Annotated in this window: 20 protein-coding genes and 2 pseudogenes; 13 read left to right on the top strand and 9 right to left on the bottom strand. The window is 66.1% G+C overall.

Features of this window, described 5'->3' with window-relative positions; translation table 11 throughout:
• Window positions 1-197: 197 nt before the first annotated feature.
• The gene (locus ABZW96_RS31045) at window positions 198-872 is read left to right on the top strand and encodes a TetR/AcrR family transcriptional regulator (RefSeq protein WP_355079465.1); all 675 of its coding nucleotides are present in this window, start codon (window positions 198-200) and stop codon (window positions 870-872) included.
• 66 nt (window positions 873-938) lie between these two features.
• On the opposite strand, the gene ABZW96_RS31050 is transcribed toward ABZW96_RS31045, so the two are convergent.
• Genes ABZW96_RS31050 through ABZW96_RS31060 form a run of 3 tightly spaced genes read right to left on the bottom strand, consistent with a single transcriptional unit; the run spans window position 939 to window position 3,707 of the window.
• Window positions 939-1,694: a gamma-glutamyl-gamma-aminobutyrate hydrolase family protein gene (locus ABZW96_RS31050; protein ID WP_355079467.1), complete on the bottom strand. Its 756-nt coding sequence runs from the start codon at window positions 1,692-1,694 to the stop codon at window positions 939-941.
• The gene (locus tag ABZW96_RS31055) at window positions 1,694-3,049 is read right to left on the bottom strand and encodes a glutamine synthetase (protein WP_355079468.1); all 1,356 of its coding nucleotides are present in this window, start codon (window positions 3,047-3,049) and stop codon (window positions 1,694-1,696) included. Before ABZW96_RS31055 ends, ABZW96_RS31050 begins: the two co-directional genes overlap by 1 nt.
• The gene (locus ABZW96_RS31060; RefSeq protein ID WP_355079470.1) at window positions 3,042-3,707 is read right to left on the bottom strand and encodes a hypothetical protein; all 666 of its coding nucleotides are present in this window, start codon (window positions 3,705-3,707) and stop codon (window positions 3,042-3,044) included. The genes ABZW96_RS31055 and ABZW96_RS31060 overlap by 8 nt, the downstream gene beginning before the upstream one ends.
• Before the next feature lie 156 nt (window positions 3,708-3,863).
• On the opposite strand from ABZW96_RS31060, the gene ABZW96_RS31065 reads away from it, so the two are divergent.
• A complete protein-coding gene (locus ABZW96_RS31065; RefSeq protein WP_355079472.1) occupies window positions 3,864-4,823 on the top strand; it encodes an alpha/beta hydrolase in 960 nt (319 codons plus the stop codon).
• 65 nt (window positions 4,824-4,888) lie between these two features.
• On the opposite strand, the gene ABZW96_RS31070 is transcribed toward ABZW96_RS31065, so the two are convergent.
• Both ABZW96_RS31070 and ABZW96_RS31075 read right to left on the bottom strand, forming a co-directional pair.
• Window positions 4,889-5,023, bottom strand: coding sequence for a hypothetical protein (locus ABZW96_RS31070; protein WP_355079474.1), 135 nt, complete (start codon window positions 5,021-5,023; stop codon window positions 4,889-4,891).
• A 48-nt stretch (window positions 5,024-5,071) separates the two neighbouring features.
• Window positions 5,072-5,368: pseudogene (locus ABZW96_RS31075) on the bottom strand (integrase core domain-containing protein); the annotation flags it as partial.
• A gap of 46 nt (window positions 5,369-5,414) precedes the next feature.
• Here ABZW96_RS31075 and ABZW96_RS31080 point away from each other — a divergent pair.
• The 6 genes and pseudogenes from ABZW96_RS31080 to ABZW96_RS31105 all read left to right on the top strand — a co-directional run.
• Window positions 5,415-5,672: pseudogene (locus tag ABZW96_RS31080) on the top strand (IS30 family transposase); the annotation flags it as partial.
• Between the two features lie 120 nt (window positions 5,673-5,792).
• A complete protein-coding gene (locus tag ABZW96_RS31085; RefSeq protein ID WP_355079575.1) occupies window positions 5,793-6,146 on the top strand; it encodes a hypothetical protein in 354 nt (117 codons plus the stop codon).
• Between the two features lie 305 nt (window positions 6,147-6,451).
• On the top strand, window positions 6,452-7,081 hold the full coding sequence (locus ABZW96_RS31090; protein WP_355079476.1) for a glyoxalase: 630 nt from the start codon (window positions 6,452-6,454) through the stop codon (window positions 7,079-7,081).
• Between the two features lie 41 nt (window positions 7,082-7,122).
• Complete coding sequence (locus ABZW96_RS31095) at window positions 7,123-7,557, top strand: YdeI/OmpD-associated family protein (RefSeq protein WP_355079477.1); 435 nt, start codon at window positions 7,123-7,125, stop codon at window positions 7,555-7,557.
• Window positions 7,558-8,068: 511 nt separating this feature from the next.
• Window positions 8,069-8,770, top strand: coding sequence for a hypothetical protein (locus ABZW96_RS31100; RefSeq protein WP_355079479.1), 702 nt, complete (start codon window positions 8,069-8,071; stop codon window positions 8,768-8,770).
• A gap of 749 nt (window positions 8,771-9,519) precedes the next feature.
• Window positions 9,520-10,092, top strand: a complete 573-nt coding sequence (locus tag ABZW96_RS31105) for a hypothetical protein (protein ID WP_355079481.1) — start codon at window positions 9,520-9,522, stop codon at window positions 10,090-10,092.
• A 1,250-nt stretch (window positions 10,093-11,342) separates the two neighbouring features.
• Here ABZW96_RS31105 and ABZW96_RS31110 read toward each other — a convergent pair.
• Entirely contained in the window at window positions 11,343-11,981 is a 639-nt protein-coding gene (locus ABZW96_RS31110; RefSeq protein ID WP_355079483.1) for a helix-turn-helix domain-containing protein, read from the bottom strand.
• Between the two features lie 86 nt (window positions 11,982-12,067).
• Between ABZW96_RS31110 and ABZW96_RS31115 the strand changes: the two genes are divergently transcribed.
• From ABZW96_RS31115 to ABZW96_RS31130, 4 genes are all read left to right on the top strand, one after another.
• Window positions 12,068-12,727, top strand: a complete 660-nt coding sequence (locus tag ABZW96_RS31115; RefSeq protein WP_355079485.1) for a methyltransferase domain-containing protein — start codon at window positions 12,068-12,070, stop codon at window positions 12,725-12,727.
• On the top strand, window positions 12,724-12,909 hold the full coding sequence (locus tag ABZW96_RS31120) for a hypothetical protein (RefSeq protein WP_355079487.1): 186 nt from the start codon (window positions 12,724-12,726) through the stop codon (window positions 12,907-12,909). Before ABZW96_RS31115 ends, ABZW96_RS31120 begins: the two co-directional genes overlap by 4 nt.
• Window positions 12,910-13,067: 158 nt before the next feature.
• Entirely contained in the window at window positions 13,068-14,312 is a 1,245-nt protein-coding gene (locus ABZW96_RS31125; protein ID WP_355079488.1) for an MFS transporter, read from the top strand.
• A 3-nt stretch (window positions 14,313-14,315) separates the two neighbouring features.
• Entirely contained in the window at window positions 14,316-14,687 is a 372-nt protein-coding gene (locus ABZW96_RS31130) for a metalloregulator ArsR/SmtB family transcription factor (protein ID WP_355079489.1), read from the top strand.
• 219 nt (window positions 14,688-14,906) lie between these two features.
• Here the strand turns inward: ABZW96_RS31130 and ABZW96_RS31135 are convergent, their stop codons facing one another.
• The 3 genes from ABZW96_RS31135 to ABZW96_RS31145 form a co-directional block, all read right to left on the bottom strand.
• On the bottom strand, window positions 14,907-15,299 hold the full coding sequence (locus tag ABZW96_RS31135) for an RDD family protein (RefSeq protein WP_355079491.1): 393 nt from the start codon (window positions 15,297-15,299) through the stop codon (window positions 14,907-14,909).
• Between the two features lie 95 nt (window positions 15,300-15,394).
• Window positions 15,395-15,751, bottom strand: coding sequence for a hypothetical protein (locus ABZW96_RS31140; RefSeq protein WP_355079493.1), 357 nt, complete (start codon window positions 15,749-15,751; stop codon window positions 15,395-15,397).
• Between the two features lie 39 nt (window positions 15,752-15,790).
• On the bottom strand, window positions 15,791-16,813 hold the full coding sequence (locus ABZW96_RS31145; RefSeq protein ID WP_355079495.1) for a YncE family protein: 1,023 nt from the start codon (window positions 16,811-16,813) through the stop codon (window positions 15,791-15,793).
• Window positions 16,814-16,938: 125 nt separating this feature from the next.
• Between ABZW96_RS31145 and ABZW96_RS31150 the strand changes: the two genes are divergently transcribed.
• Window positions 16,939-17,085 carry a hypothetical protein gene (locus ABZW96_RS31150; protein ID WP_355079497.1) on the top strand — a complete coding sequence of 49 codons (147 nt, stop codon included), beginning with the start codon at window positions 16,939-16,941 and terminating at the stop codon, window positions 17,083-17,085.
• The last annotated feature ends 143 nt before the right edge of the window (window positions 17,086-17,228 follow it).

Consider the following 17,228-nt stretch of genomic DNA (forward strand, 5'->3'; position numbering starts at 1 on the left):
AGTGGCGAGCGCGGCCGCAAGGCGAGCTGGCTTGTGATGCCAGTCATAACGGTAGCTCGACTGAGTCATTTGATCAAGGCAAATGACTAACTGCGCCGTTCGCCCCCTCGGTTGTCGGCTGATGGCCTGCCGCCCCGGCTGATAGTGTGAGACCTGACTTGATCAATTGTTCATATCGAATTCGATAGGAGTAACGCATGGCTCGCATCCCCTCCGCCGAACGTCGCGCCGACCTGGTGGCCGCTGCCGTGCGCATGATCGCCGCTCATGGGGTGGACGGCGCGACCACCCGCCGCATCGCGCAGGAGGCGAACGCCCCGCTGGCCACGCTGCACTACTGCTTCGCCACGAAGGAGGCACTGTTCGCGGCCGTCTTCGAGTACGTCGCCGGGCAGTATCGGGAAGTGTTGACGCGCAACGATGTCCGCGGCGACGTACAGACCAGCGCACGCGCTCTGTTACGCGGTGTGCTGCAGTGGTACCTGACGAACCCGGACCTGGGCGCGGCGATCATCGAGCTGATCAGCTGGGCCCGGCGCCAAGAGGACAAGCAGGGCGAGATGGTCTACAACGAGGCGTTCGCGACCATGCGGATGATCCTCGAGGCCGCCTCGACCAAGTCGGGCCAGGCGATCCGCCCGGACACTGTCGACGCGCTGACCTACATGGTGTCCACCTTGTCCGACGGATTCGCACTCAACTGGTTGGTGTTCACCGACCGCACCGCGGCCCAGCGGCAGGCCGAGCTCACCGTGGGTGCGCTCGACGCCTGGATGGCCGTCCATCTCAACTCCGGGCCCATGGTCCAGGCCCCGGAAGCCGCGCCCGAGGAAAACCTTCGTTCACTGATGTCCTGGATGAGCGGGAATTGATGTCGCACCGACCCGGAAGAACTGTGGGCCGCCACCTTCGATGGCGGCCCACAGTCTTTTCCCGGATCAGATTCGCCTGCTCCCCTCGGCGACGATCCAGCTCAATGCCGGATCCTCGCGCTCCATCCACTCCGGATGCCACTGGACACCGAGCACCGGCATCCCCGGCAGCTCGACCGCTTCCACCACGCCGTCGGCCGTGCGCCCCGTGACGATCAGGCCGGTGCCGCAGCGATCGACCGCCTGGTGGTGCCACGAGTTGGTCACCGTGCTCGCGCCGAAGATCCGTTCCGCGATCGAACCGGGCTCGAACGTCACCTTGTGGTCGTCGGCGCCGTCGGTGAGCGGGGGCGACGTCGACAGATGCTCGACGGAGCCGGGCGGCAGATGCGGGATCAGGGTGCCGCCCAGCGCGACGTTGAGGACCTGCAGACCGCGGCACACCCCGAGGACGGGGATCTTCCGGTCGAGGGCGGCGCGCACGAGCGCGATCTCGAACCGGTCGCGTTCTGCGTCGTGGACCATCGGATCATCTCGCGGATCCACGTCACGGACCACCGACAGATCGCCGCCCCAGTACGCGGGATGAACGTCCTGCCCGCCGGTGACGACCACACCGGACAGCCAGTGGCACAGCGCATCCGGATCGGCATCGTAAGGCAGGTTCACCGGAACTCCGCCTGCCCTGGCGATTCGTTCCGAGAAGTCGGACATGAAGGTGTCGGTGAACAGATGACCGTAACGGTGGTCCAACCCCTCGACCAGCCGCAGCCGAACCCGACGGCCGGTGGTGCCGATCATCGGCCGGACGGCCCCCACCATCACGGGAACTCGAAGTATCGGGCCGACTCCCATTCGGAGAGCTCGGCTGACGGATCACCACCCGTGGTGTGGAACTGCATCCACTCCCACCGCCGCGTGCCGACCCAGTAGTCGACGAACTCGTCACCGAGCTGCTCGCGCAGGATCGGATCGGTCTCGAGCGCGGCGGCCGCCTTGGTGATCGTGTCCGGCAGTCGCTCCAGATCGGGCACACACCAGGCAAGGTCGCTGACCGGCTCGGGGGGCTCCAGCGTGCCGTCGAGGCCGGCGATCACCCCGGCGAGAATGGCCGCGACCGCGAGGTACAGGTTTGCGTCGGCGCCGGGGAGTCGGTACTCGAGTCGGGAGTAGGCCGGGTGTCCGCACACCGCGCGCACCGCGGTGCTCTTGTTGGCGATGCCCCACGTGACCGTGGTCGGCGGGCCGCTCAGGTCTACCAGGCGACGGTAGGAGGTGATCTGCGGGAGCATGACGGATGTCGCGCCCCGCATCGTCGCGAGGAGGCCGCCGACCGCGTGGCGCATCGTCGACGACGGCCCGTCCGGGGCGTGGAACGCGTTGATCCCGTCGCGTTGGAGGGATAGGTTGACGTGCGAGGCCTGGCCGTATCCTGCGGTCGGCTTGGCCATGAAGGTCACGGTGTGACCGAGCTCGAAGGCCACTTCGCGCATCACCTGCCGGGCGCGAGCCCAGTTGTCGCACACCGAGATCGGGTCGCCGGGAAGCAGATTGAGTTCGACCTGGCCCGCCGCGTCCTCGTCGCTCCACGCTTCCCACTCGATGCCGATCTCGTCGAGACGCCGAGCGACCGCGGACATGTAGTCGACCCAGTCCTTCGACCTCGCAAGGTGGTACGCGGTGCCCGCGGAACCGCCGAGCGGAGTCAGATCGCGATATCCTTTGGCACGGGCCTCGTGGATGGACTCCTGGAACAGGGTCGCCTCGATCTCGACCGCGATGGTGGCGGTGAAACCGCGCGTTGTCAGTCGGTCGACCAGCTTTCGGGCCAGATTGCGCGGACAGATCCCGATCGGGGTGCCGTCTGTCTGCCAGTAGTCACCGATCACGGACTGCAGACCTGGCCGCCACTGCACGAGGGTCGACATGTCGGGCCGGAACTGCACATCGGACACGTGTCCACGCCAGTCGGGGAAGGGAAAGCCGAAGGTCGGCGCGTTGCCCAGGTCGAGGCCGAACAGTAGATCGGCCATCGCGAAGCCCGAGGCCGCGCTCGCGGCGAACTTCTTGGGCGCGACGTTCTTGCCGAGGAAGCAACCCTCGTGATTGGTGGCCTCCAGCCGGACCGTGTGTACGGCGGCGCCCATATCCGCAGGGGCGGTGGTGATCTCAGACATCGTAACGAACCTTCCAGGATGCGGCGACCAGCACAGACAGCTGAGAAAGCGTGCCGCGCACGCCGATCCGACCGCTTGACATGGCGGCGATCAGGTCGTCGGCGCCCGCGAAGATGCCCGCCAGCAATTCCGATGGGCCTGCGATCACGTAGTGGGTTTCGCCGTCGCCGACGACATGCTCCGCCAACCCGTCGGGGCCCGCCGCGATCACGACGAGCACGTCGGGAATGCCCGGCACCGACCGGGCCGCGGCCCAGAACCGCTCCGCGGCGACCCGCCATTCCGGCAGCGGTGGCGACAGCAGGGCAAGCGCCACCGCGGCGAGATCCTCGGCGCCGACGGGCTCGCCGGCCAGGGCGAATCGCGCGTTCAGGTCGACGGTCATGGTGAGGTCCGGCTCTACGAACACACCGCTCGACACCGCGACGGCACCGTCGGAAATGGTGATCGTCGCGGCCTGCGGGGTGTCGTGGGAGCGAACGGCGACCGTGCCTTCCCTCGCCCCGGAGACGAAGTCCGCACCGTTGGCGCGGACGGAATCGGCGATGGTGCGGCCGATCAGCCGGACGATCGGACTCGCGTCGTCCTCGATCCGAATGTCGACCCCGCCGACCGTGTCGGCCCCGCGCGCAGCGGGGCCGATCGTCGTTTCGGTCATCATTGTTGTCCTTTCGATTCGACGAGATCGTGTGCGCGGTGCACCGCCGACAGCGAATCCCCGAATAGAGCGTGAATCACAGTCATATGTCTGAGTCATATGACTATGATGGTGAGGCACAGATCACTTCTTGTCAACGACTTGCGAGGTCTTCCCATGAACAACGACGCGCCCGCCTGGTGGAATCTGCTCGACGACCAGGCCGCAGCCGTGGCCAGGATGATCAGCCAGGCCCTGCCGAGACCCATCCGTGAGCTCGGGCCGGTGCACGCTCGGGCGCTGATGAACACCGCCCCGCCCGCCGAGCCGATCACGCCGCTGGACCATGTCGAACAATTGACCGTGCCGACACGTGCGGGTGCGATCGGGGCTCGCCTATACCGCGCGGACAGCGCCACATCGAGCCGCGCCACACCCGCCCTCGTGTACCTGCACGGCGGCGGTTTCGTCCTGGGAACCCTGGACGGGGCCGATGAGCTGTGCCGCGCGATCGCCGCCGGCTCCGGCTGGACGGTCGTATCCCTCGACTACCGCCTGGCTCCGGAGAACCCGTACCCGGCAGCGCTGGAAGACTGCGTCGACGCCTTCGCGTGGCTGACCCGGACAGCGCCGGAGCTCGGCATCGACCCGGACCGGATCGCGGTCGGCGGCGACTCCGCGGGTGGCAATCTCGCTGCCGCCCTGTGCCTGCACCGACGCGGCAGCGCCCTCCCCGTGGCGCAGGTGCTCGCCTACCCCGCCGTCGACGACACATTCACCGCGCCGTCGTGGTCGGAATTCGCCGACGCGCCGCTGCTCAGCGCCGCGGACGCGCGCTGGTGCTGGGAGCAGTACGTCGGCGCGGAGCATCCGGGGGGCGATCACCTCGCGGCACCCATGCGCGCCGAGTCACTGCGCGGCTTGCCGCCCACGCTGATCATGACCGCGGAGGTCGACCCGATCCGTGACGATGCCGAGGCGTACGCGGCGCGGCTCCGGGGCGAAGGCGTCCCTGTCTCGCTGACCAGGTTCACCGGCGTCTTCCACGGCTTCGTCACCGAAGTCGGCGTCTTCGCGCAAGCGAAACAGGCGATCGACGAGGTGTGCCTGTACCTGCGCGAGATCGCGCGGGCATAGCTCCGCACCCGGGGGTTCCAAGGCGCCCTGTTGACGTCTGCGAAGGTCCGGCGACACCTCGCGGGTCAATTGACATAGTCATCGAAAAATGAAGCTGCGAAGAGACCGAGTACGGCGATGACCACCAGCCACACCGTCGCTCCGAAGCCTGCGATGACGACAGTTCCCCACAGCATGATGAACGGCCCGTATCCCGCCACGCGCGCCCAGTATCCTTGAACCGTCCTGGATCTGGTAGAGACTCGGGTTCAGGCCACCTCGGCTGAGATGGTCTGTTGATGGTAGAGGTGTTCGTATTCGGTCGGCGGTAGGTATCCGATCGCCGAGTGGAGGCGTTGGGTGTTGTACCAGTGCACCCACGATGCCGTTTCCCGTTCGAGTTCTGCCCGGCCGGTGAAAGGCGGGTGCCAGTCGATCAGCTCGGTTTTGTAAAGCCCGATCGCCGATTCCATGAGGGCATTATCGAGGGCATCGCCGACGCTGCCGATAGACCCGGCGATACCCGAGCCTCGCAGCGTTTCGGTGAAAGCCAGCGACGTATATTGCTCAGGTTCAACCGGTGGTCGCAACACCCGAGGGTACGGAGGGTGTATGGGAAGGCGATCGGACTGGGTGCGGGAGGTCACCGGACGAGCGCCGATGCGGTCGCCGGGGGCTCCCGGGATGCAGCGCTCAGTGGAGCGATTGTTCTGGGACAAGATCGCCGAGGGTCTGTTGCCAGCGGAAGCTGGTGTCGCAGTGGGGGTATCGCCGGTCAAGGGCAGTCGGTGGTTCCGCGATGCTGGCGGGATGTCACCGTATTCCTGGAGCCGGCCCGGCGGCCGCTACCTATCGTTCGCCGAGCGGGAGGTTCGGGGGCGATCAGCAGGGGGCCTCCAGCGGACTCGACCCATGTGTAAAGCATGACGGCTAACTCTATGTTCGTTTGTCTGTCGGCGGCGGCAACCATGCGGCGGAGTCCGCGCGACACTGACCTACCTCGACCGCCGCGAGATCGCCGGCGCCTACCTCGATCCGCTGTGGAATGTGGTCCTCGCCAACGAACGGTTCACCGCGAGCCTGCCCGGCATCGAGCAGTTCCGCGGCAACATGGCCTTGTGGTTCTTTCACCCCGGCTCCACCACGCCCACCGCCGAACCCATCGTCATGCACTGGAATAGCGCCGCCGCCTACCGGGTCGCGACCCTACGCGGCGCCCTCGGACGCCACCGCGACACCCCGCACGCCCTCACCCTGTGTCAGCTAACGTTCGCGGCTGGGTTGAACACCGCTCGGGCAGTTGCCTTCCAGGCTGCGGATATAGTCATTCCAATTGAGCAGTAGCCGATGACCGCGCACGCCCTGGGCCAATTTGTAGATCGCGATCTCCGTCGACCGTTCTGGTGGCAGCGTTCACGCGAGCGCCTACGATCTACCTACGAGTCAGCACAACACCCGTGAGATCGCGGCCTCGCAGATCCGATTCCCAGAGCGACGTCATTTCCATGCGCACACCCCGAAGGTCTTCTGCTCGGTCATGGGGACAGGGCCGCCGCGGTCCACCAACGAACCACCTACTGGATTCTCCGTGGTGGGTTCCGTGGTCGGCACGGATGGCACCGGGGTGGCCCGTTCCTATCGTTATGGACATGGAAATCACCACGAAGACCAGCACCGACATCACCATCGAACTCGAAGTGGCCGACCCCCGAGCCGCCGCCGCGATCTACGAGTCCGCCTTCGGGCTCGGTGACCGGATCGGGTTCCGCGCCTCGCAGACACCCAGCACCGGATTCCGCGGATTCCTGCTGTCACTGGTCGTCTCCCAGCCCTCCGCGGTCGACAGCCTCGTCATCACCGCCCTCACAGCCGGGTTCACCATCGTCAAACCGGCCAAGAAGAGCCTGTGGGGATACGGCGCGGTCCTGCAAGCACCCGAAGGCACGATCTGGAAGGTCGACACCTCCAACAAGAAGGACGTCGGACCGTTCACTCGCGAGATCGACAACCTCGTATTGCTGCTCGGCGTGGCAGATGTCAAGGCCAGCAAGCAGTTTTACGTCGATCGCGGGTTCACGGTCGCGAAGAGCTTCGGCGGCAAGTACGCCGAGTTCGCCAACCCGGGTTCGCCGGTGACCCTGGCGATGTATCCACGCAAGGCCGCCGCCAAGGACGCCGGGATGTCGCCGGAAGGCAGCGGATCGCACCGCATCGTGATGGACAGCGGCATTGGTTCGTTCACCGACCCGGACGGGTTCATGTGGGAAGCCACGGCCTGAGCCCACAAGTTGACCAGCGGCAGAACAACAGGAGAAGGCTCATGAAGTTCCGGACCCACGTCGAACCGCCCGAGCCCATGCGTGGCCTGGAAGTTCCGCCCGAGGTGGTAGCCGCGCTCGGCGAGGGCGCACGGCCACCGGTGACGATCACGATCAACGGGCATTCCTGGAAGAGCCGGGTCGCCCTCATGCGCGGCCGCTACCTGCTCGGCCTCAGCAACGCCAACCGGCAGGCCGCGGGTGTCGAGATCGGCGAGGAAATCGAGGTCGAGGTCGAACTCGACACCCAGCCTCGTGTCGTCGTCGAACCACCGGACTTCGCCGAAGCTCTGGACGCCGACCCCGTTGCCCGCGCCGCGTACGACGACCTTTCCTACAGCCGCAAGCGCGAGCACGTGCACGCCATCGAGAGCGCGAAGAAGCCCGACACGCGTCAACGGCGCATCGAGAAGGCCATCGCCACCTTGCAGGGCTGAAATTCTTACTTCCGCTACAACGGCGGCCCAGGATGCGCCGTACGCGCGGGATTTTCGGTTGTCCGACGCGTGGTCTGGCGGCGGCCGGAGACGGCAAGCCGAGAACCGCCAGGACGCTGTACGCTCGCCTCTTCCAAGAGGAGGTCGCGCGTGAGTATCAATGAGAGTACGGACGACTCGAACGAAACAGTGGCACCGGAACCTGAGGCTCAATCCATCGGGTCGGACAGCCAGCACGCCGCCGAAAGCCTCTCGCGCTGGCAGGTGTCTTGGGCAAAGCTGCCCTACCTCGCCGTTCACGACCCGGAACTACCAGCGCCAAGCATCGACGGTCTGGGAATCCAGTGGATCCACGAGGTCTGTAACCGCTTGTGGTTCTATCGGAGTGCCGATCACTTCGAACCAGACATCACGGTGCCCATTGCCGAGAGTCAGTGGCGGGAATCCCGCGCGCTGACGGGGTCGATCGCCGAATCCTTAATGCTCGGCGCTGCGGGCCTGGTGGAGGGTCATGTGGCTCGAGAAGGGGATCGACGAGGGCAAGTTGGATGTCGGGTGGGGTATCGGGCAGCGGTATCTCGCTGATACGCTGTGTGAGACCGCAATCGCGGTCGGCCACAGATTAATCAACCTCGTCGTCCGTGTGATGCGCACCGATCCGCATACGCAGCAGCGCATGGATGCACTCCGTGTTGGCCGTCAGAAGCCTCTTGCACCGCTCGGCTCGACCTATAAGCCGTTCCAGACCGAAGTCCGCGGCGCCTGGCTGTCGCTCAACGCCACCACAATTTCTCATCTGCGGGCCGTTGCATCACCGCATGCCGACTTGGCCGATGCTGTGACCAGGCTCGCCGACTTAGACGAGCAGAGGTTCGGCCGCGGGAATCTACAGCCTCGTGTGTCCGCCATGGATTGTCATGACTGGCTGGACGTTGCTCACCCATCGGCGGTCCCCATCTTCGACCCGGCGACAGAAGCGTCTCGACGAACCGCCCGCCTGTTCGGAGCCGCAGTCCCGCCCGGTTCGTCGGTTGCCCGACGGCACGTTTCTACGATTTTTCTACGATTTTCAGGCGGGTCAGCACGGGCAACTGTGGGAAAGAAAGGAGATCATCGGGTGCCAGAAATAGTCACCTACCTGCATGAACAGGGAAGGCATGGGAAACGTTGGGCGACGTCGTGGACCTGCGGAAACGCTGTGCCGACTTCATGACCAAGCTCGCACATTCTGCTTCCTGCGGCGCCGAGTGCGAAGTATGGAGCAAACACCGAACGGTGTCGGGAACAGTTGTCCAGCCCGCGCCGTGCATCGCGGTCCGTCAGTCTGAATAGACACCCAGAATGACCAGGCGTTTTCCGATTGCCATATTTCATGTTCGGCCCAGGGCACAGACCTGTGACGGCCGACTCCACAAGCGCGCCATCCGTCGGCTTCCACGCTCGGAACGCCCTCCCGGACTCCCGCATCGACGAGAACCTGAGCCTTCCAGCGGAACAACGCGGCGAGCGGGTTCCCGGTCTCCGCTGCAACTTCGGCAACAGACTCGCCGGCTCTCAGCCGAGCGCACACCTGTCGGCGCATCGGCGGCGCGAAGGATTTTGGCATCGTGACCCCCGGTTAGTCTGCCTCAACTCTCGACACCACGGCCTCAAGAGCTGGGGCCAGATCAGGCGGTCTCATTCACCGGGACAGGCCACTCAAAGGCTGTACCAATGGGTGCGTCCGCGTTTCACCCACCAACATCGCTGCCGCACGATCGCGTGCATCCTGCGCGGAACCCGGAACCGCCGCTGGGCGACCCCCCCTCCAGGAGGGCTGCTCACGCCGGGGCCGCGTTACTCACTGCGTGGACCGGCGACGGCAACGGATCTTCACGCCGTTGTTCAAGCCCGACCCGCCAGCCTCGATGCGGATCGAGCCCAACGGCGGTGAGTAGTCGGCGCATCTGGCAGGATCACACCGTGATCGACTCGCTTGCAACTGATTTGGCGATCGACTGGAAGGACTACGGTCCATTCGTTCAAGGAACCGGTGCAGTTATCGCGGCGCTGGCCAGTGCTGCTCTCGCTGGCTACTTCGTCACGCGCACTTCGAAGAAGACGCCGTATGAACACCTTGCCCTCCTGGTCGAAGCAAGATCAGGTTGGCCAGAAGGACTATCCAGCGTCGATACCGTTGATGATTCGATCAGGCGGGCACTGGCGCAAATCAGATTCATTGAGGGGCGCAATGCGCGTCCCGAGGCTACCGAGGATGAGTTGCTCGCCGAGTTGGACGTGATGCAGGAGCAGAGACGGGAGGGATGGCTCAAGGTCGGCATAACTCTTGTATCGATCAGCTGGTTGGGGGTCCATCTATGGCTCGGTAGCCCACCAAGGCCAGCAATGGTGGGGGTACATATGGTTGCCGGTCTTCCTCGTGGGAAGCGTAATCACGTTCTTTGCCGAGCGCGCTTCGACTCGCCACCTACCCGCCCAGGCGCGCGTACTGGATTCGCTCTTCTCGCGCGAGGCACCAGCGTTGCCGAAGGCTGAAGACGTCTTTGGGGACTACGAGCCGCCGGAGTTGTTCGACTACTGAATGCCACGACCTGCGGGTTTTCGTCCAAGTGTGGATGGCATCAACATCGATCAACCCCGATCAGGTACCTCTGATCGGCCGTGTTCGCCGCGGCGCGGTCGGCGGGATGGACTGCTGCTCCGGGTCGCCAGGCGGACGGCCGAGCCGATGTCCGATACGAGGTCTCCAGATCTTGATTATCCTCGGTCGAGCAGCGCCCGTAGAACGCGAACCGTTGATCACCGGCGCGTTCGACGATTTCGGGGACGAGTCCCAGCAGTTCGTCGAGGACGGCCCATTCGTTGGGTTCGGTCGGCATCGTCGTCCCTCTCGCCGGAGTGTTCGCGGAAATGTCGAAGCCGAAGCGCAAGCAGTGCCCTGGCCGCGTCGTTGGTCAGCGCGGGTGGGCTGTCGGGGCAAACCACTTCGATGATGCCAGGCTCATCGCCTTCTCTGTTAACCCTGCGATTGTTGGGCCTCAGCAGACATGCTGGGACGCCACGCTTTCAACGCCCAGAGCTGGACTGAAGATGGCAGAACGCGCAGTCGCCTCGGAAGACTCAGCGCATGTCCGCAGAGAGGATGTGCGGACTAGCCGAAGCAGCGTACGGGCGCGCATCGAAAACCGATGGCAGTGGACCGAGGGCGAAAGAGTCTGTCCTGCAGTCATTACGGAAGCAAGCCAGCGATGTGGACGAAACCCGAACTTGCAGCGCACTCCGCTGAAAGCAATGCCAGCTACGCCCGGATGCGTCTCGATTGCCCCACTAATCCTTGCGATTCGGTGGACTGCACCCTGCGACTCCATGGTCGTACTCGAAACTGGCTCGGTCGGAAAGAAACAAGACCAGCTTGGCGGCACGCGCGAGGGAAGCGATGAACCAGGCATGGACATGACAGTCTCCTGACTGCCTGTCCGCCGATTCTCCGGAATCCAGGTTACCGCAGCAGGAACACCGCCCCGGACACACCGGGCGACGTGGTCACCACGGCTGCCGGCAACCCCGCGACGAAGCCCGGAGCACTACACCCGCCTCCAACTCCGGGGACTGTGGCAGCCAGCCGGGCGGCCCGTCCTTGCCGATGACTCCCGGCGAATCAGGAGCCACGACTGGCAAGGGCGCTACGGTGTAAAACACCGCCCAACCCGGCGGTGCCGCAGGACTTGGTGGCCATCCGCGACCGCAACCCCTCGCGCCGGATCGGAAGCGCCGGGAGGCCGGTATCAGACTTTGCTGGCGCCGTCGTCGAGTAGTGCGCGCAATGTCATGTGGGCGATGTGGGTTTCGAGTCGTTGCCGGTCGGGCATGACGGCGGCACGGAAGCGGTGTCCCGCTAGGAAGGACAGCACCGCCCATGCGGCCGCTTGCGGGTCGAGGTCCGCGCGCAGTTCCCCGGTTCGCCGGCCCCACGTGATCATCTCGGCCAGGACGTCGGCGAGTTCGCCCATGTGGTGGCGGACCGCCTGCTCGACAGCGGGCTCGGCCGTCATGGTCATGGCGTCGGCGAAGATCACTCCGAGCGAGCCGGGTGCGTGGAGTTCATCGATGTGGCCGGGGCTGAGCAGGTGGGCCAGCAACGTGGCGACGGAGTCGGTTTCGGAGGCGACGGTGCGCATCATGGCGCACATATGCCTGGAGGCGTGTGCCACGACAGCGGCGTAGAGCGCGGCTTTGGAGCCGAAATTCTGGAACAGCACCGGCTCGGTGACACCGACACGAGCCGCGATCTGCGCCATGGTGGCGCGCTGGAACCCCGACTCGGCGAACACCACAGTGGCGGCGCCGATGATCGACGCGCGCCGGTCGGCGGCGCGTAATCGAGTGCGCCGCTGTTCGGCGGGATCTGAGGATGCGCGTGCCATGCAGTCATCGTATCCGCCCTTGCCCAACAACTTAGTTGCGACTAAGTTATTTACCATCTTAGTCGTCACTAAGTTAAGGAGGGGCCATGGGCCTCGGACATTTGATGCATCACACCCCGAACCCGGACACCGCGGGACTCACCATCGACCACGGCGGTACCTACGACGTGTTCGGCGCGGTGTTCTTCGGCGGACGACGCGACCGGATTTATCGCCGCCTCGCCGAGTTGAGCGGCGCCCGCCCGAGTGACCGCGTGCTCGATATCGGTTGTGGGACCGGATATTTGACGCGCCGCTTGGCCGCGGTAGCGGATGTGGGGACGGTGGTCGGTGTCGATGCGTCGGCCGCGGTGCTCGAGCGCGCCCGCAAGATCACCACCGAACGGAATTGCACCTACTCCGTCGGCGTCGCCGAATCGCTTCCCGGCGAGGACAGTTCGTTCGATGTGGTGACCAACTGTTTGATGCTGCATCACCTGCCGGAGGATGTGCGCGCGACAGCGCTGGAGGAGATGTGGCGGGTGCTGCGTCCTGGGGGCCGCCTGTTGATCGGCGAGTTCCGGCCACCGGCCAACCCTCTGGGCCGCCATCTGGTCGGTGCATTGACCGGTCCTTCGATGCAGCACAATCCCATCCATTTGCTCGAGCCGATGGTCGCTGAAGCGGATTTCGAGCAAATCGGCTCAGGCGACCTGCATCCCTGGATCCGCTACATCACAGCCCTGAAGCCGGGAGCCACTCGATGAGGCACTCGACGGGCGTGCTGCGGGTCCTCGCTGTTGTGTTGATCGTCATCGGCCTGGCCGTGCATGTGGGGCTGGGCAGCATGGCCGGGCTCGGAGCCGCCGCCGTGGGCCTGATACTGGTCGCGCATCTGCTGCTCGCCGCCGTCGGGCGTCGATGGCTGCACCGCCCCTCCTCGAGATAGCCGCGTCAACGGCTCGGGGATGAACCGCGATCCATCCCATCCGCCGCGACCAGCCGAGGCGTGTGACCGTCCGCGGCACCCTACTCGCCAATAGGTTCGCATCTGCGCACCTATTGGCGTAAGGTCGCCCTTAGTCGAGCGAGTTCGGGAAGGTCAGCGTGATCGAGGTATTGCGGCGTCGCCGGTTCCGGCGGTTGTTCACCGCGCAGGTGGTGGCGCTGGTCGGGACCGGTTTGCTGACGGTGGCGCTCGGGCTGCTGGCCTACGATTTGGCCGGTAGCGACGCCGGGGCGGTGCTGGGTACCGCGCTGGCGATCAAGATGGTCGCCTACGTCTTCGTCGCGCCGGTGATCGCGGCGATTGCCGAGCGCGTGCCACGCCGGGTGCTGCTGGTGTCCGCGGACGCGATCCGGGCGGTGATCGCCGTGACGCTGCCTTTCGTCACCGAGGTGTGGCAGATCTATCTACTAATCTTCGTGCTGCAAGCCGCCTCGGCGACATTCACCCCCGCCTTCCAGGCAGTGATCCCGGCGGTGCTGGTCGACGAGGACGACTACACCCACGGATTGTCGCTGTCACGGCTGGCCTACGACCTGGAGTCGCTGCTGAGCCCGGTGCTGGCCGCCGCATTGCTGACGCTGATCGACTACAACCTGCTGTTCGTCGGCACCGCCGCCGGGTTCGCCGCATCCGCCGCGCTGGTGGTGAGGACCCCCTTGCCGCGCCTGGTGCCCGGTGACCGGACCGTGCCGCTGATCGAGCGGATCACCCACGGCGCCCAGGTCATGGTCCAGCGGCCCGTGCTACGCGGCCTGCTGGCCATGAACCTCGCCGTCGCCGCCGCGACCGCGCTGGTCATGGTGAACACCGTGATCTACGTCCAGGACCTGCTGCACGGCTCCGCTACCGGTGTCGCCCTCCTCCTGGCCTGCTACGGCGGCGGCTCGATGCTCATCGCGCTCACCATGCCGCGGCTGCTCTCACGCTTCAGCGACCGCCGAGTCATGCTCACCGGCAGCGCTGCGCTGCCGGTGGGGCTGCTCGCCGCCGCCGCGATCGCCGCGATTCAGCCCTCCGCCGAGCGTGGCTGGTTTCTGCTGGCCCTGGCGTGGACAGCGCTCGGCGCGTGCACCTCGATGATCAACACACCGTCCGCGCGTCTGCTGCGCGCGGAATCGACACCGGAGAACCGCACAGCGGTCTTCACCGCCCAGTTCTCGCTTTCCCATGCCTGCTTCCTGCTCACCTACCCCATCGCGGGATGGGTCGGCGCCGGAGCGGGCCAGCTCACCGCCGCACTGACCCTGGCCGCCATCGCTACACTTGCAGCAACCACAGCCGCCCGCGTCTGGCCCGCGACCACGCCGACCGAACCGGAGGCGGTGCCAGCAGGAAGGCGGTGAACGATGGCAGGGCCTCCGAATCCGGCCGCTGACCCTCCCGTGCCCAGCCTCCTGCACCCGATCAGCCCCGACCAACCGCGTCTGGACGCCGCGACCGGCGCCTTCCGCATGCTGTCCGACCCCACCCGGCTGCACATCCTGTGGATCCTCGCCGACGGCGAAGCCGACGTCACCGCCCTCACCGAAGCAGTCGGCGCCTCCCGCACCGCGGTCAGCCAACACCTCGCCAAACTCCGCTTCACCGGCCTGGTCGACACCCGAAGAGAAGGCCGCCGCATCATCTACCGCGTCCGCGACGGCCACCTCACCCGACTGGTCCGCGAAGGACTCAACCTCGCCGACCACATCGTCACCGGCGAACCACCACACGCCTGACCGATTCGATCCGAGCCGACTTCGCCATGCCATGGCCTTCGCCGATCAGGCTGGACACGACAGGTGCGCACACTTCACATCGCAGCCACAGTGCAGCGGGCACAGCGGTACCAATTGTCGGGTCGACAGCATGAGCCGCCTGATGCCGCCGAAATATCCGGCGTACGGCCGAACTCATCATGCGAGCTGCGGTCACCGAGACTGCCGTGGTGCATGCGGTCAACGATTCGCTGCCGACTGGCCGACCGGGTGGCGCTGGTCGCGTCGACGCACTGTGCGCAATCCGAAGGCTTGGCCCACGCTCGCGCCTTCGAGCAGGTATTGCAGTCCTATCACCACGAATCCGAACAGCCATCGTGCGACCGTCTGCCACAACCGGGGGCGTCGGCCGTCCTTCCATCGGAGGACCCGCATTCCGAACAGCAGCTTCGCGACACTCCCCCGCAGCAGCAGTGTGCCGAGGACGTGGTTGGCGAATGACAACGCGAGCACACACGGAATGAACGCGCCCAGGAACTCCGCGACACCGTTGAAAGCGTGAAAGGCACGTTGCGACAATGCGAAACCCACGACCAGCGCGACGAAGGCGTCGGTCACCGCAGCCAGGGCCAAGCGGTTCTCTCCCGCCTGCTCCGGGACACCGACCCCCCGAGGTTCGGGCGACTGGGCGGGTGATCGGCTCTGGTGAGGACCAGGGTGCGTTGCGTTCACGCGACGTATTGTGCCGCCACCCACCAGCTCTCCCCAGGGATGTGGAGGTCGCACCCGTGCGGGACGCTGAAAAACGACAACACGCCCGCGGTGGTGACCTGCAGAGCGGTGCGCACCAGCGGGATGCGGTAGGCGGTGTTGTTGTCACCGAACTTGCCGGTGCGCCCGAAAGTGTCGGTGACCGGTTTCCAGTCCGCGTCGGTGGTCGCCACCGGTTGGCGCCCGGACGCGGCGGAAGTGGTCGCGGGTGTGGGCGAGGTGTCGGCGCTCGAGCATCCTGCCGCCGCGGTGAGCGCCAGCAACGCGGCCATTGTGGCCGCGCGTAATGGGGGTCGACGTGTCGAAACTGCCATGGCATGTCCATGTCGTCGAAAGATGTTGTGCCCGACGGTTCAGTGGGTGGGTTCGAACTCCCACAGCACCGGCGCACCGTCGGCGCCCCGGGGGATCGGGAAGTAGGTGTGGTGGGTGGCGGGGTCCAGCGCCAGCGAGTGCGCCCCGTCGGCCAGATGCGCGGAGCCGACGGCGAGGGTGCGGCCGTCGCGGCGGTCGAACACGCTGACCCAGCCGCTTTCGGCCGCGAGGTAGACCCGGTGCGCGCCCGGGTCGTAGACCAGCACGTCGGGAGTCTCACCGACACGGTCTTGTCCGGTGACGGTGCGGGCGGCCAGGTCCACGGTGACCATGCTGGAGTTGGCCTCGCAGCCGACGAACATCACTCGATCGGCGGCGTCGAGGGCTTGGCCGTGCGGATGGTCGCAGCCCGGCGTCGGGATCCGGTCGGTCACCACGAAAGTCGCGGGATCGATCACCGCCAAATCGTCGCGCCCCTGGACCGCCACGACCATGCGGTCGGTGACCGGGTCGTAGACGACGGTGCCGACCTCACCACCCAACCCGACGGTGGCGCGCACCGCCCCGGTGTCCGCGTCGACGACGGTCTCGGTGCCGGCGTGCTCGTTGGTCGTCCACACCGCATGACGGACCGGGTCATAAGCGAGTCCGTCGGGGTAGTCACCGGTCGGGGCGGTGAACACCACCGCGCCGGTGTCGGCGTCGAAGGCGACCAGCTGGTTGCGGCCGGTCGCGGTGGCATACAGCCGGTGGGTGTCAGGGACCACGATCACCCCGTGCACGTTCGGCACATCGGGCAGGGTGCGCACCACTTGGTGGGCCTGCACATCGACCTCGATGACCTCATCGGCACCCATATGGGCGAGGAACAGCCGCCCGCGCCCGGCGTCGAGACTGGTGTAGTCGAAGCGCACCGGCCCGCCGGTCAGCGCCACCTGCGCGACCTGCCGCAGCGGCAGCTCCCCGGGATGCGGGGGCCCCGCCGACGGGGAGGTCGAGCATCCGCTGACGGCAACGGCTGCGGCGCCCAGCAGCGCCGCGAGGGTGCGCGTCGGGGGCATCACCCATCTCCCACTCGGTGTAACCGTGGTTTCAAAACTACGCTAGGGGCTAGGTGCGGTGAAATGCCGTCACCGGATCGGAGGATTTCGCGCCCGACTCGCCAGCGGCGACGCCTGGGCAATGGGTGATGCTGTCGTATCGCATGCCTCGTGAGCCGTCCACGCCGCGGATCGCGTTGTGGCGCAGGCTCAAACGCCTCGGGTTCGGGCAGATCTCCGACGGCCTGGTCGCCCTACCGGCGGATGCGCGCACGCGTGAGCAGCTGGAATGAATCGCCGAGGACACTCGGCGACCGTGCCGCGGTCAGGCGTGCCCGAAGTGCGTGATGTTCATAACCTCCTCGCCGACCCAGCCGATCTGCCGGCGCAGGCGAGATCGCCGACGTCCTCGCCGGCAGGCGAGTTCGGCGGTCGA

It is taken from the genome of Nocardia sp. NPDC004168 (assembly GCF_040610355.1).
Lineage (GTDB): Bacteria > Actinomycetota > Actinomycetes > Mycobacteriales > Mycobacteriaceae > Nocardia > Nocardia sichangensis.

Excerpts from the sequence above, each read along its gene's own strand:
- ABZW96_RS31045 (WP_355079465.1), top strand. The coding sequence starts at position 198 with ATGGCTCGCATCCCCTCCGCCGAACGTCGCGCCGACCTGGTGGCCGCT.
- ABZW96_RS31050 (WP_355079467.1), bottom strand. The coding sequence starts at position 1,694 with ATGGTGGGGGCCGTCCGGCCGATGATCGGCACCACCGGCCGTCGGGTT.
- ABZW96_RS31055 (WP_355079468.1), bottom strand. The coding sequence starts at position 3,049 with ATGTCTGAGATCACCACCGCCCCTGCGGATATGGGCGCCGCCGTACAC.
- ABZW96_RS31060 (WP_355079470.1), bottom strand. The coding sequence starts at position 3,707 with ATGACCGAAACGACGATCGGCCCCGCTGCGCGCGGGGCCGACACGGTC.
- ABZW96_RS31065 (WP_355079472.1), top strand. The coding sequence starts at position 3,864 with ATGAACAACGACGCGCCCGCCTGGTGGAATCTGCTCGACGACCAGGCC.
- ABZW96_RS31090 (WP_355079476.1), top strand. The coding sequence starts at position 6,452 with ATGGAAATCACCACGAAGACCAGCACCGACATCACCATCGAACTCGAA.
- ABZW96_RS31095 (WP_355079477.1), top strand. The coding sequence starts at position 7,123 with ATGAAGTTCCGGACCCACGTCGAACCGCCCGAGCCCATGCGTGGCCTG.
- ABZW96_RS31100 (WP_355079479.1), top strand. The coding sequence starts at position 8,069 with ATGTGGCTCGAGAAGGGGATCGACGAGGGCAAGTTGGATGTCGGGTGG.
- ABZW96_RS31110 (WP_355079483.1), bottom strand. The coding sequence starts at position 11,981 with ATGGCACGCGCATCCTCAGATCCCGCCGAACAGCGGCGCACTCGATTA.
- ABZW96_RS31115 (WP_355079485.1), top strand. The coding sequence starts at position 12,068 with ATGGGCCTCGGACATTTGATGCATCACACCCCGAACCCGGACACCGCG.
- ABZW96_RS31120 (WP_355079487.1), top strand. The coding sequence starts at position 12,724 with ATGAGGCACTCGACGGGCGTGCTGCGGGTCCTCGCTGTTGTGTTGATC.
- ABZW96_RS31130 (WP_355079489.1), top strand. The coding sequence starts at position 14,316 with ATGGCAGGGCCTCCGAATCCGGCCGCTGACCCTCCCGTGCCCAGCCTC.
- ABZW96_RS31140 (WP_355079493.1), bottom strand. The coding sequence starts at position 15,751 with ATGGCAGTTTCGACACGTCGACCCCCATTACGCGCGGCCACAATGGCC.
- ABZW96_RS31145 (WP_355079495.1), bottom strand. The coding sequence starts at position 16,813 with ATGCCCCCGACGCGCACCCTCGCGGCGCTGCTGGGCGCCGCAGCCGTT.